Below are 14,558 nucleotides of genomic sequence, written 5' to 3'. Positions count from 1 at the left end.
ATTTAAAAAATATGACAGAACAACAAAAAAAGGCAAAAGCCTATTGGAAAGAGAATGTAAAATATCTTTTTATTCTTCTCGCTATTTGGTTTATCGTATCCTATGGCGCGGGTATTTTATTAAAGGATGCCTTAAATAATATTCGACTTGGAGGTTTCCGGCTAGGATTCTGGTTTGCTCAACAAGGTTCTATTTACGTGTTTGTGATTTTAATCTTTGTATATGTGCGCTTGATGAATAAGCTCGATAAAAAGTATGGTTATGATAAAGATTGAGGTAGACAACCATATTTTGACTATCAATAAATCCATAGAATAAGGTTTTAAAATCGTATTCTTTTCAAAAGAAATCTCTTGGGGAATTTGAATCTCCCAATGTTAGAAATAATTAGTATAACAATTTAAGAAATAAAATTATGAGTGTTCAATTATGGACGTATATTCTAGTGGGGGTAACGTTTGCTTTATATATAGGTATTGCTATCTGGTCAAGAGCCAGTTCGACAAAAGAGTTTTACGTAGCTGGAGGAGGAGTTTCTCCTTTGGCAAATGGTATGGCGACGGCTGCGGATTGGATGAGTGCTGCTTCTTTCATATCAATGGCAGGAATAATAGCTTTTGCAGGATATGACGGAGCTGTTTATTTGATGGGATGGACAGGAGGTTATGTGTTATTGGCATTATTACTAGCGCCGTACCTTCGGAAATTCGGTAAATTTACGGTACCTGATTTTATAGGTGATCGATACTATTCTAAAACTGCGAGATCGGTAGCTGTATTTTGTGCATTATTAGTTTCTTTTACATATGTAGCTGGACAAATGAGAGGTGTAGGAATTGTATTTTCACGATTCTTAGAAGTAGATATCAATACAGGAGTAATCATAGGGATGATCATTGTGCTTTTTTATGCTGTATTAGGAGGTATGAAAGGAATAACGTATACGCAAGTTGCACAATATTGTGTATTGATATTTGCCTTTATGGTACCAGCAATTTTCATTTCTATACAAATGACTGGTAATCCAATTCCTCAGTTAGGATTTGGAGGAACAGTTACAGATGGATCAGGGGTGTATTTATTAGATAAATTAGACGGGCTTAGCACAGAACTTGGTTTTGCTGCATATACTGATGGATCAAAATCAACATTAGATGTTTTTGCAATCACATTGGCATTAATGTTAGGAACAGCAGGTTTACCACACGTGATTGTTCGGTTTTTTACTGTGAAACGAGTAAAAGATGCTCGTAAATCTGCAGGGTATGCACTGCTATTAATCGCAATTTTATACACCACTGCTCCGGCAGTTGCGGTTTTTGCAAAAACTAATTTAATAGAATCTGTTCAAAATAAGAAGTATGAAGAGCTTCCTGCTTGGTTTAAAAACTGGGAAGATACTGGATTACTTGGCTGGACAGATAAAAATGGAGACGGTCAGGTACAATATTTAAGTGGTCATTCTGTAGAAGGAAATAAAAACAAACCAATTTTTGATGGTAAAAATCGCGGAGAAAATGGTGAAAGATTGATCACGAATGTTAACGCTGCTACAAAAAATGAATTATTTGTGGATAGAGATATTATGGTATTGGCAAATCCAGAAATTGCAAATCTTCCTAATTGGGTAATAGCATTAGTTGCTGCAGGAGGATTGGCAGCAGCTTTATCTACTGCAGCTGGTTTATTATTGGTAATCTCTTCTTCTGTATCACATGATTTAATCAAGAAAATGATTAAGCCAGATATTTCTGAAAAAGGAGAACTTATTGCTGCTCGTCTTTCTGCTGTAGCTGCAGTGTGTGTAGCTGGATATTTTGGAATTAACCCTCCTGGATTTGTTGCAGCCGTTGTAGCGTTAGCTTTTGGTTTAGCAGCAGCATCATTTTTTCCAGCAATTGTTTTGGGTATTTTTTATAAAAGAATGAATAAAGAAGGAGCAGTTGCAGGAATGGTTGTGGGTATATTATGCATGTTGTTATATATGATTAAATATAAACTAGGTTGGTTTGATGAAACGCTTCCTCCTTCAAGTGAATGGTGGTTTGGTATTTCGCCAGAAGGATTTGGTGCTGTAGCTATGGTTATTAATTTTATAGTATCCTTGGTGGTATGTAAATTTACCGTTGCACCTCCTGAGGATGTTCAGGAAATTGTAGAAAACATTAGATTACCTAATAATGCTGGAGAAGCAACTGGTCATTAAAAATAATCAAAAACCTATGTGACCTTTATGATCGCATAGGTTTTAAATTAGATCGTTTATATATGAAAAAACGTCATCAACAAAAATTAATTATACTGTCATTAGCACTGCTGTTATTGTTTAATATTCCATTGATTTTAGTATTTAATCATTCTGGACATATATCAGGGTTCCCGACAATGTATTTTTTTATTTTTTTGATTTGGGCAATTGCAATCTTTATTTCTAGTATTATTTTAAAGAAGTATTATGAGTAATTATATCTTAATATTCATAATCGTAGCGTATTTAGCATTTTTATTTGGAGTAGCTTTTTGGGCAGAAAAAAAGGCAAAGAGTGCTTGGGTGAACAATGCATATGTTTATACGTTATCGCTTGCTGTTTATTGTTCAGCCTGGACCTATTACGGTAGTGTCGGAATTGCTGCAACTTCTGGAATTAGTTTTTTAACTACGTATTTAGGGCCAGTAATAGCATTTCCATTGTGGATCGTAGTTTTAAAAAAAATAATACGGATCTCTAAACAGCAAAAAGTATCTAGCATAGCTGATTTTATATCTTTACGCTATGGTAACAATAGATTTTTAGGAGCATTAGTTACTATAATTTGTGTTTTAGCTATTGTACCTTATATCTCATTACAGTTAAAAGCTATTTCTGAAACATTTTCGATTATTTCTAAGGATACTATTCCTTTTTCAACTTCAATTTTTCAAGATACTACCTTTTATGTAGCTCTTTTGTTAGCTATATTTGCGGCTTTTTTTGGCACTCGAGTCACAGATGCTACACGAAGAAGGCAAGGAATTGTTTTTTCTGTTGCGGTAGAATCAGTATTGAAGCTAGTTTTCTTTTTGATAATAGGTATCTATGTTACCTATTTTTTATTTGACGGGACTGCAGATATTTATGATAAATTTTCTTCTTTAGAAAACTTAGAATCCCTTACTACACTTGATGGTTTAGAAGCGGGCATTAATTGGTATTTTATGATTGCATTATCGTTTTTTGCTATTTTTTTATTGCCAAGACAGTTTCAGGTAGCAGTTGTGGAAAATACATCAGAAAAGCATTTAAAAAAAGCAATTTGGCTCTTTCCTCTGTATCTATTATTGTTTAATGTATTTGTAATATTTGTAGCATGGGGAGGAAAATTAAGTCTTGACAAAAGTTTAAACCCTGATTATTATACATTGTTATTACCATTGCAGTATGATAATATATTTCTGGCAACGCTAGTATTTTTAGGTGGTTTTTCTGCTGTAATTTCTATGGTTGTCGTTTCTACATTAGCACTATCAGTCATGCTGAGTAATAATTTAATTATTCCATATGGTTTTTTGGATAAGTTTAGTAGAAGTCATCCAGAGAGAAATGCAAACTATATAAAAAATATTAGAAGAATTGCAATTTTTTCATTGATTGTAGGAGCCTATTTGTTTTATATTAATTTTAATGTTCAGTTGTCTTTGTTTTCGATTGGGCAAATATCTTTTGTGATCATTGCACAACTGGCACCGGCATTTTTTATTGGTTTATTTTGGAATAGAGGTTCTGCTATTGCAGCTAAATCAGGAATCATTACAGGTACGTTAATAACAATATACACCTTAATTCTCCCTTTTGTTTTAGATATTATTTTAGGCAATACAGATTTCATAACAAATGGAGCTTTCGGGATAGAATTGTTAAGGCCTTATCAGTTATTTGGTATTGATTTCATGACTCCGGTAACTCACGCATTTTTTTGGAGTATGTTTTTGAATACCATCATTTATTTGTTTATATCTGTTTCTAGTAAGGGGAACTATAGAGAACGTAATTATGCCGAAATGTTTGTAAATAACAGTTATGAATCTTTACAAGAGAGTGCATATGTATGGAAAGGAGAAGCCTATGTTTCTGATATAAAAAATTTATTAATCAAATTTTTAGGTATTCAAAGAACAGAACGAGCATTAAACCTTTTTTACACAAAACATGATCTCCCCATTAATATTAAGAAAGCGGACTCTAGATTAATAAATTTTTCTGAAAAGCTACTTACTGGAAGTATTGGAGGAGCTTCGTCCCGAATTCTAATCGCTAGTGTAGTAAAAGAACAACCAGTAACATTGGTAGAAGTTTTGAAAATTCTGGAAGAAAGTAAAAAAACAATTTCTACGAACAAATTTTTAAGACAAAGATCAGAAGAACTTATTAAGCTTACGGATGATTTAAAAAAGGCAAACGAAGAATTGAAACAACAGGATAAAGTAAAGGATGAATTTTTGGATACGGTAGCGCATGAATTAAAAACACCGATTACTTCAATAAGAGCAGCTTCAGAGGTGCTACTAGATAATGATCATGATATATCTAATGAATTGAGAATTCAATTTTTAGACACTATACTTAAGGATTCAGAAAGACTTTCTACATTGATACATAATATACTAGATTTGGAAAAACTGGGATCGGGAAGAGAGGTTTTTGATAAAAAAAATAATAATATAATTGAGACTGTAGAAAAGTCAATTTCTGGAGTTTATACGATAGCACAGCAAAAATGTATTTCAATTTTATCCACTAAATCTTCTAATCAAATAATCGCTTTATACGATGAGGACAGAATATTACAGGTGTTAACTAATCTATTGTCTAATGGGATTAAGTTTGTAGAAAAGAATAAAGGGATAATTGAAGTAGCTGTTTCTAATAAGGAGGATTTTATACGAATTTCTGTGCAGGATAATGGTAAAGGTATCCCTGAAAATGATAAGAAACATATTTTTGAGAAATTCTATCAATCTCATAACCAAAATATTAAAAAACCTATAGGAAGTGGATTAGGTTTAGCTATCTGTAAAAAGATTATAGAAGGTCATAACGGGCTCATACGCATTGATGATTCTTATGATAAAGGAGCAAGATTTATAATTGAATTACCAAATAGTATAGAAATAGTAGAGTAGTTAATGAGTTTTAGGATGAAAAATCAAAGAAGTTTTTATCTTACAAGAGATAAAAAAAAATATAAGTGATGGAGAAAAAAATTCTAATAGTTGATGATGAGCCAAATATAGTAATGTCCTTAGAATACTCATTTAAAAAACAAGATTTTGAAGTATATATAGCAAGAGATGGAAGTGAAGCGATCCATATACTAGAAACACATATACCAAGTGTTATTCTTTTGGATATTATGATGCCAAATGTAGATGGGTATCAAACATTGAAACATATAAGAGCGAACCCAAAAACAAAAGACATTAAAGTGGTTTTTTTAACTGCTAAAAATAAATCATCAGATATAGAAAAAGGGTTAGAAATGGGAGTGGATAAATATCTTACAAAACCGTTTTCGGTTAAAAAAATTATCGCAGAGATAAAAGCTTTAATTGAATAAGATGTCATGATATTTAATTTTAATAATATGTAATTAATAGCTTTTTAGCTACAATAAAGTGTTGTTTGCCTAAATAATTTTGAAAGGTAAAGTGGTTATTAAGAAATTTAACATTTAGTAAAAAATATATAAAACCAATTATAATGAGTAACTATCACATAAAACATCTTGAAGAGTATTTTCAGGTTTATAGAAAATCTATTAGGAATCCAGAACTTTTCTGGAGCGAAATAGCCGAAGAACATTTTTTATGGAGAAAGAAGTGGGATAAGGTTCTGGATTGGGATTTCTCGAAGCCAGAAGTAAAATGGTTTGAAGGGGCAAAATTGAATATTACAGAAAATTGTATAGATAGGCATTTGTATGTTCGAGGAGATAAAACTGCAATTTTGTTTGAGCCTAACGATCCAGAAGAGCCTGCAGAACATATTACTTATAGGCAGTTACACGAAAGAGTATGTAAATTTGCAAATGTTCTTAAGAGCAAAGGAATAAAGAAAGGAGATCGAGTATGTATTTATCTCCCTATGATTCCAGAACTGGCAATTTCGGTATTAGCTTGCGCTAGAATTGGAGCAATACATTCAGTGATTTTTGCAGGATTCTCTGCTACTGCATTAGCCACAAGAATTAATGATTGTGAAGCTAAAATGGTGATTACTTCTGATGGATCGTATCGCGGATCTAAAGAGATAGACCTAAAAGGTATTGTGGATGATGCGCTGGAGCAATGTCCAGGGATTGAATCTGTGTTGGTCGCAAAACGAATTAATTCAGACATACAGATGAAGGCTAAACGAGATGAATGGCTGCAACCTTTATTAGATAATGCAGATAAAGAATGTATACCAGAAATTATGGATGCAGAAGATCCGTTATTTATTCTCTATACTTCTGGTTCTACAGGAAAACCAAAAGGTATGATGCATACCACAGCAGGGTATATGGTATATACGGCATATAGTTTTAAAAATGTTTTTCAATATAGAGAAGATGATATCTATTGGTGTACAGCAGATATTGGTTGGATTACCGGTCATTCTTATATTGTATATGGTCCATTAGCCAATGGGGCAACTACGGTAATGTTCGAAGGAGTGCCATCATATCCGGATTTTGGTCGTTTTTGGGATATAGTGCAAAAACATAAAATCACACAATTCTATACGGCACCAACTGCAATCAGAGCATTGGCAAAAGAAAATCTTGATTATGTAACAGAATATGATTTATCAAGCCTTAAGGTATTAGGTACTGTAGGAGAACCGATTAATGAAGAGGCCTGGCATTGGTACAATGACCATGTGGGAGAAAAGAAATGTCCTATTGTAGATACCTGGTGGCAAACAGAAACTGGAGGAATTTTGATTTCACCAATTCCTTTTGCTACACCGACTAAACCAACGTACGCTACCTTGCCAATGCCTGGAGTACAACCAGCTTTAATGGATGAGAATGGTAATGAGATTGAAGGAAATCAGGTAGAAGGACGATTATGTATTAAATTCCCGTGGCCTTCCATGGCTCGAACTATTTGGGGGAATCACCAAAGATATAGAGATACGTATTTTTCAGCTTTTAAGAATAAATATTTTACAGGTGACGGAGCTTTAAGAGATGAAGTTGGATATTACAGAATAACGGGTAGAGTAGATGATGTAATTATTGTTTCGGGTCATAATCTGGGAACTGCTCCGATCGAAGATGCGATTAACGAGCATCCTGCTGTTGCAGAATCGGCCATTGTTGGTTTTCCTCATGATATAAAAGGAAATGCTCTGTATGGATTCGTTATTCTAAAAGAAGTCGGAGAATCTAGAGATCGCGATAATTTAAGTCGTGAAGTAAATCAACAGATAACAGAACGTATTGGTCCGATTGCAAAACTGGATAAAATTCAGTTCGTATCTGGGCTTCCAAAAACAAGAAGCGGTAAAATTATGAGACGTATTTTAAGAAAAATAGCTTCTAAGGATACTTCTAACTTAGGAGACACAAGTACTTTGTTAAATCCTGAAGTTGTACAGGAAATTATAGACAATGCTTTCTGAAAATATAGTTAAACAAAAAGCCTCGCAATTGCGAGGCTTTTTGTTTAGTACGAATCACTAATAATAATTATTGTTTTTTAATCAATATTTTTTGTTGAGAAAATTGATACGCTGCTTCTAAAAATTCTAGCATTTTGGACCAGTTTGTATTTGGCTCATAATTATGCGTATAGTATTTAAAAGTATTAATGGTCAATTTGTTTCCTTCTAAGGTATGATTGCTAGTGAAGCCTCCGGTTTCATTTTTTATTTCAACATCTAGCTTATCCAATCCCGCTATTTCGTATCCCTCGGGAATAGTTAAGTTAATGGTGTTGTTAAAAGATCTTGGATATGTCATGCGAATATCTTCTTCTCTTCCTTTATCCTTTTCTTCAATGGCAATTTGCCCACCAATAAATTTTCCTATTTCGAAAAGATAGTTGGGGCCGGCTCTTTTTAAGAGATCATTTGTAGCTAGGAATTCTTCTTTATAACTAAGTACGTCTCCTATATTATATCTACCTGTTTCAAGGACTTCGAATGAAAAATCTTCAATTTTAAAATCTAATTCTTCTTCAAGACTCTCCTGATATGATTCTTTTTGGACTGACACTATTTTTTCCTTAAATGCAGGAAATTCTTTTTCGTATTTCTTCTTGTTTCTTTTCTTTTTTAAACGATCATATAGTCTTTTAGTATTGTATTTAGCATGATCTTCTTCTGTGAAATTCAAAGAATTTAATCTATCATTAATTTCTCTTACCTTATTGTGTCCTTTAAGCTCAGACTTTCTGAAAACTTTTATCTTCTCGAAACCATCTACGAAAGTAATGTCATATTGTTGATTAGAATTATTACGTTTATAATCAGATACCGGTATCATTACTTTTTTTATAGTCTCTAATCGATGTCCTTTTCCTGTTTCTAAACTGTAAGCTTCATTCCCTTCTAGATAATATGGGATATAATTGAAGTTTGTATGATTCCCAAATTGACTTACATAAAGAGGTTTTTCAGGGTTTAGATTAATCTTTAAAAACAAGGTTATGTCATCAGGAAATAGAAGATCATCTATTTTTCCTTGACTTCGAGGTATTGCTGCAATCATCTCGAAAGGGATTTTCTCCTCCCTCAAAAAGGAAGCATAATAATTTATAAATTTTAATTCTTTGGTTATATATTTCGGGAAAGCGTAAAATTGAAACGGATTATCTACGGTCAAGTCGTTTTGGTAAGCTACGGCAGCTTCAATAAATTGATTAAGGTAGTATTGTCTCATATAATAATACGCTTCTTCAATTCTTTGTTTTTTAGAAAAGTCTTTATCTTTTAGATATTTGTCTGACCCTTTGTAACCATGATCAAACACAGTGATACCTTTATAATAATTTAAAACTTCTTCATCAGTGACATTATCTTTGATCTTAAATTTTTCTTCACCAACAAATGCTTCTGTTCTTTTATCTTTTTCTAAAGCGATTTGAAATTTTACATATGGCGCATCTAACAGTGTATACTCCCACATAATTGGATCTATTTTCTCAATATCCTTCATTTTAAAAGAATACCGTTTGTTTTTACCTTTTTCCGGACTTATGTCCATAGGTTGTGGTGCTCCATTTTCTGTTTTGATACTGATAAAAAAATCTTTTTTAGAATGAATATCTAATTCATAATTCATGATAGGATATTCTCCACTAATTACATCTCTAATCGATGGGGCTTCTAATACTCCAATAATAGGTTCTCGCTCTTTATAATAAATACAGAAATCAATAATATCTCCAATTTCCAAATCAGGGATTGCAAGCTTACTTTTTTTTGCGAACTTTCTAATAAAACCACCAGCAATAGGAATAGTTCCGTCTGATTCTGAAGATTCTACTTTTTCCTTGTCTACATCAATTACGTTTACTGATCCATCAGGCTTGATAATCTTAACGATTAATTCTTTGTTTTGGCCCAGTTTATCAAATTCAGAAAAAGCATTTACAGAAGCTTGATCATTTAACTTGATAATTTTTCTGGTTATTAGAAATGTGTTTAAAGCTTTATTGCCTTTAAAGTAATAATAATCATAATCACTTAAAATAATGATCGCAGATTCATCTTTCCACTTATCTGGAATGGTAGGCAGTTCTGCATATTGATCATTTTCACTCCAGATGTATTCCTCCAAACTATCGATTTTAGGAAGCTGACCGTATACCGCTATGCTATGGATAAAAGAGATTATAAATATGATTATTGTAATTAGATTACTTGTTTTTTTCATTGTTGTTAATTGAATGTAAGTGAACATGACGCAAAGATGTATTTAATAATCTTCTTGTTATTCTTTGGTCAAAATTATTTGTTGTTGATATTGCTTTTTTAATTTTTTATGAAACTCCTTCCAGGCACTCAACTCGGTTTTGCTGATAATCGCATTCTTAAAGTTTATATTCTTCTCATAAATAATTTTATTGTTATCAGATTTATAGTTAAATGATATTTCAAAATCTTTATTGTCTACTGAAAGATTTTCGGGCAACTCTTTCACAATATAACCTTCAGGAATTTCGATAGTAGTAGAGGTGTTTTCTAAAGTTTTATATGGTAAAACAAATGCAGTTTTTCTTTTGTCAAAATCTAATTGTTGATAGCTTTTGTAGTAATCAATATCAATGTAAAGTTCATTTTCAAAACTACTGATTGCATTATTTTGAGTAATATGATAAGATAAATGTAGATCTTGGTCTCGATTACTTATATCGGTAATAGTAATGTCATCCAAGACCAAATTTTTATCTCCTCGTCCAATATAGTATTCTAATACTTCAGTTTTTCGATCTTTTTTTAAATTATTGATGTTATATAAAAAATCTGTTTTGCTTTCCCCTTCATATTTCCTTTTAATAGTGCCTGTAAGCTTTTCTTCTTCAATTTTTAAACTAGATACTACTGTCTCTATATTGTTTTTAGATATATTTGAAGGAATTGTATCCAAAATATAATTCTCCTCATTTTCTATCAACACCTGTTTTTTCTGAATTCTTTCAGCATAAGTTCCTAAAGGATTATACTTCTCTGTAGCGTCTAAAAAATATTTTTCATCATTAACAATCACAGTACAAATCATATGATTGTCCACGGCAATTGTAGGTAGCGAGTAATCATAAGCAATTCGTCTTGTACCAATCCATGATAATCTAGCATCAAACCCTGCTATTTTCATCATTTGTTTGGTAAGATTAGCCATTCCTTTACAGTCACCATATTTTTTGCGATAGACATTAGCAGCTTCTTCTGGTTTAAAACCTGCGATTCCATCCTCAAATGCTATATATCTTATATTATCCTGAACCCAATAGTATATCGCTTTTATTTTTTCTTCATCAGTACTCTGGTTTTCAATGATGGATAGCGTTTTTTCTTTTAGAGATTCAGTATCATTGTTTAATTGAAGCACCAAGGAGTGATACCATTTGTAAAGATCTTTGGTATTGTTAAGTAGTACTTGTTTAGTATCATTTTTAGTATGGGATTTAGCTAGAAAGAGTAAGTGTGGTCTGTAATGTGTGGGCCCAATACTGTTTTCTTCCTTAATAACGGCTTCTACATTTTCTATAGTATAGGTATATTGTGTAATACCTTTGTTTTCAATTTGCTTTTTTTCTCTTTTTACGGAAATACTGTCCATATTGATTTCTCTGATTTCTACATCCAACCAATTTGGAATATTTACAGTGATTGTTTTTTGCACGATTGGGAAATAACTATCTAAAAAAGTGTTTACAAAGTATTTAACATCCTTGTATTTCTTTTTATATCCGAAAGTGTATTTATATCCTAATAAGGGAAAGTTTAAACCGGCCCATTTAATTCTGGCATCAGAATGGAATAATTCTTCCTGATTGTAGTATTCATCCTTAAATCGTATACCTGCAGATTGACTATTTCTATGATTTACGTAAACATCATGAATTTTGGATTGATCATCATATCCTATGAATAGAGGGATTTCTGTTCTGGATTTTAAGTTAATGAATTCTTGTTCAAACTTGTTTTTAACGATGACCTTATCTGCTTTTTTGTCATAATCAAAATCAATAATCTCGGAGTGTTTTAATAAAGCAATATCTTCATCAGGATATGAATTACTTAGTTCTTTAGCTAGTGATATATCTTCTTCGGTAGGTTCAAATTTCTTTTGAGAAGTAACAATAAATGAGGTAAACAATAAAAGTAATAAAAAATAGTATTTTGATATCATAGGGATATTTTAGTACAAAATTAAAGAGGCAAATATATTAATAATGACCGATAAAAAGTATGTAAAAATCGATAAAGAGTTGTCTTTGGTAGTTTTACTATCTTTGTTTAGATGAATTTATTAGAGTTTTTGTATCTTTTTTTATAAAAAAACTGCATCTTTTTTATAAGATGCAGTCTAAGTTATCAAAAAATAGATGTTACTTTATTTATTTCTTAGGTTTTGGTTTACTCTTTGGTCTTGGTTTCGTCTTTGTAGCTGGTTTTGGTTTTTCAAAATAACTAAAAGTTTCACCGGATTTAATAGCAAGTAAGCTTTCGTAGATTAAATTGATCACATTTTCTACATCATCTCTGTGAACCATTTCTACGGTAGTATGCATATAACGAAGAGGTAAAGAGATTAAAGCAGAGGCAACCCCACCATTACTGTAAGCAAAAGCATCAGTATCTGTACCTGTCATTCTACTTGATGCCATTCGCTGGAATGGTATTTTTTTCTTTTCTGCAGTATCAATTAACAATTCTCTTAATCTATTCTGAACAGCAGGAGCATAAGAAATCACAGGACCGTCACCGATTTTTGTTTCACCTTGAGTTTTCTTTTCTATCATAGGTGTCGTCGTATCGTGACAAACATCAGTAACAATAGCCACATCTGGTTTGATAGTGTGCGTAATCATTTCGGCACCTCTAAGACCTATTTCTTCCTGAACAGAATTGGTAATATACAGTCCAAAGTCTAACTTATCTTTGTTTTCCTTTAATAAACGAGCAACTTCTGCGATCATAAAACCACCCATTCTATTATCCAAAGCACGACAAACAAACTTGTCTTTGTTAAGGATAAAAAACTCATCAGGGTAGGTAATTACACATCCTACGTGGACTCCAAGTTTTAAAACTTCATCTTTCGTATTGCATCCTACATCAATACAAATATTTTCTAATGTTGGAGCTTGTTCTTTAGAGCCCTTACGAGTATGTATTGCCGGCCAACCAAACACGCCTTGTACAATTCCTTTTTTAGTATGGATATTTACACGTTTCGAAGTCGCTATTTGATGATCACTGCCTCCATTTCTAATTACATATATAAGACCATTGTCCGTAATATAGTTTACATACCATGAAATTTCATCAGCGTGACCTTCTATAACTACCTTATATGTAGCTTTAGGATTAATAACGCCAACGGCAGTTCCGTATGTATCAGTAATAAATTCATCTACATATGGCTTTAGGTAATCCATCCATATTTTTTGCCCTTCCCATTCGTAACCTGTTGGTGCAGCATTATTCAAATATTTCTCGAGAAAAGTCAAAGACTTTTTGTTTAATATACTTTTTTTAGCCATTTATATATTTTTGTTTTGTACGAAGTTAATAATATTCACAAAGATTTTACAGTTTACAAAGTGTTTATTACTAATTTTGGAACGATTTTAGAAGATCATTACCTACTATGCAGAAACATTTGCTATACATATTGATATTATTGTTTCCTTGTATTGGAATTTGTCAGAAAGAAGTTGACTCGACAAAAATAGATACATCGGGATACGTACAGTATTATATTATAGAAGGAGATACTATTCCACATGAAGCTATAGATCTGGATGAAGTTGTAATATTAGGTAAGCTTAAGTTCAAAGATAGATTAGCAAGAAGGAAGTATCTTATATTAAGACGTAAAACAAGAAAAGTATATCCCTATGCAAAACTTGCATCGGATAGATTGACAGAATTAAACGAAAGATTAAAAAACATCAAATCAAAAAAAGCTCGTAAGAAATATATTAAAATACTTCAAAAATATATGGAGGAGGAGTTTACAGCCGAATTAAAAAAGATGACCCGCACTGAAGGTCAGATTTTAGTAAAGTTGATACACAGGCAAACAGGTCAAACAATGTTTGATTTAGTAAAAGAGTATAGGAGTGGGTGGAAAGCATTTTGGTATAATAGTACCGCTAAACTTTTTAGTATTTCTTTGAAAGAACAATATGACCCTATTAACATAGAAGAAGATTATTGGATCGAAGATATATTGCAAAGAAGTTTTCAGTCAAATATTCTAGAAGAACAAAAAACAGCTCTTGATTTTAGTTTTTATAATCTAAGAAATAAGTGGACGGACACTATTAGGACTACAGCAACAAAAAATTAAGATATAGGTGTTAATCTTCATAAATTAAGGGTTGGCTATCTATTATATCTTTTACCGTGTTTATATTTTTAAAAAGAGATAAAAGGATGAGGCTTGTCCTAAGTTTGTCGATGGATTGTTATCTCTACTGCAAAAATCAATTTGTAAAATATAACTTGAAGTGATTTTATAGGTTTGTGATACATTTTCTTAAAAAAAATTACCGTTTATTTTGATTAATTTTATTATATTCGCTATCCAACTTTTTAAAAATCAGTAGGTTTATAATTTTCTTTAAAAATACTTATTATTTTTTGTTGTTGTAATGAAAAAGGGTTGTATGTTTGCACCCGCAAAACGGGATATTGTTTTGTTTAGTTCATTGATTAGGATTTTGTTTGTTTACGGTAGTTAAGAGAGTTTTTAGGGATTCTGTTTAGTTATTGTTCGAGGCTTGAAAAATTATTTTAAATTATTTTCAAAAAGTTTTGGTAGTTTAAAAAGGGGTTGTATATTTGCACCCGCTT

The 14,558-nt window shown here is 31.9% G+C and carries 9 protein-coding genes; 6 read left to right on the top strand and 3 right to left on the bottom strand.

The window, feature by feature from the left end:
- Window positions 1–11: 11 nt before the first annotated feature.
- The 5 genes from Q0910_RS25210 to acs all read left to right on the top strand — a co-directional run bounded on the left by Q0910_RS25210 (window position 12) and on the right by acs (window position 7,646).
- Entirely contained in the window at window positions 12–275 is a 264-nt protein-coding gene (locus Q0910_RS25210; RefSeq protein ID WP_299222853.1) for a DUF4212 domain-containing protein, read from the top strand.
- A 140-nt stretch (window positions 276–415) separates the two neighbouring features.
- Window positions 416–2,206 carry a sodium:solute symporter family protein gene (locus Q0910_RS25205; RefSeq protein WP_299222851.1) on the top strand — a complete coding sequence of 597 codons (1,791 nt, stop codon included), beginning with the start codon at window positions 416–418 and terminating at the stop codon, window positions 2,204–2,206.
- A 249-nt stretch (window positions 2,207–2,455) separates the two neighbouring features.
- The gene (locus tag Q0910_RS25200; protein ID WP_299222850.1) at window positions 2,456–5,161 is read left to right on the top strand and encodes a sensor histidine kinase; all 2,706 of its coding nucleotides are present in this window, start codon (window positions 2,456–2,458) and stop codon (window positions 5,159–5,161) included.
- A 68-nt stretch (window positions 5,162–5,229) separates the two neighbouring features.
- On the top strand, window positions 5,230–5,595 hold the full coding sequence (locus tag Q0910_RS25195; protein WP_299222848.1) for a response regulator: 366 nt from the start codon (window positions 5,230–5,232) through the stop codon (window positions 5,593–5,595).
- A gap of 143 nt (window positions 5,596–5,738) precedes the next feature.
- A complete protein-coding gene (gene acs / locus Q0910_RS25190) occupies window positions 5,739–7,646 on the top strand; it encodes an acetate--CoA ligase (protein ID WP_299222846.1) in 1,908 nt (635 codons plus the stop codon).
- 67 nt (window positions 7,647–7,713) lie between these two features.
- Here the strand turns inward: acs and Q0910_RS25185 are convergent, their stop codons facing one another.
- The 3 genes from Q0910_RS25185 to Q0910_RS25175 form a co-directional block, all read right to left on the bottom strand.
- Window positions 7,714–9,903, bottom strand: a complete 2,190-nt coding sequence (locus tag Q0910_RS25185) for a DUF3857 domain-containing protein (RefSeq protein WP_299222844.1) — start codon at window positions 9,901–9,903, stop codon at window positions 7,714–7,716.
- 57 nt (window positions 9,904–9,960) lie between these two features.
- A complete protein-coding gene (locus Q0910_RS25180) occupies window positions 9,961–11,883 on the bottom strand; it encodes a transglutaminase domain-containing protein (RefSeq protein WP_299222842.1) in 1,923 nt (640 codons plus the stop codon).
- A 208-nt stretch (window positions 11,884–12,091) separates the two neighbouring features.
- Complete coding sequence (locus tag Q0910_RS25175) at window positions 12,092–13,240, bottom strand: M42 family metallopeptidase (protein ID WP_299222840.1); 1,149 nt, start codon at window positions 13,238–13,240, stop codon at window positions 12,092–12,094.
- 107 nt (window positions 13,241–13,347) lie between these two features.
- Between Q0910_RS25175 and Q0910_RS25170 the strand changes: the two genes are divergently transcribed.
- Entirely contained in the window at window positions 13,348–14,052 is a 705-nt protein-coding gene (locus tag Q0910_RS25170; RefSeq protein WP_299222838.1) for a DUF4294 domain-containing protein, read from the top strand.
- The last annotated feature ends 506 nt before the right edge of the window (window positions 14,053–14,558 follow it).

The sequence above is a fragment of the uncultured Aquimarina sp. genome (genome assembly GCF_947495315.1).
Lineage (GTDB): Bacteria > Bacteroidota > Bacteroidia > Flavobacteriales > Flavobacteriaceae > Aquimarina.
The sequence above is the reverse complement of the archived record's forward strand: the minus strand, read 5'-3'. Positions and strand labels throughout refer to the sequence as shown.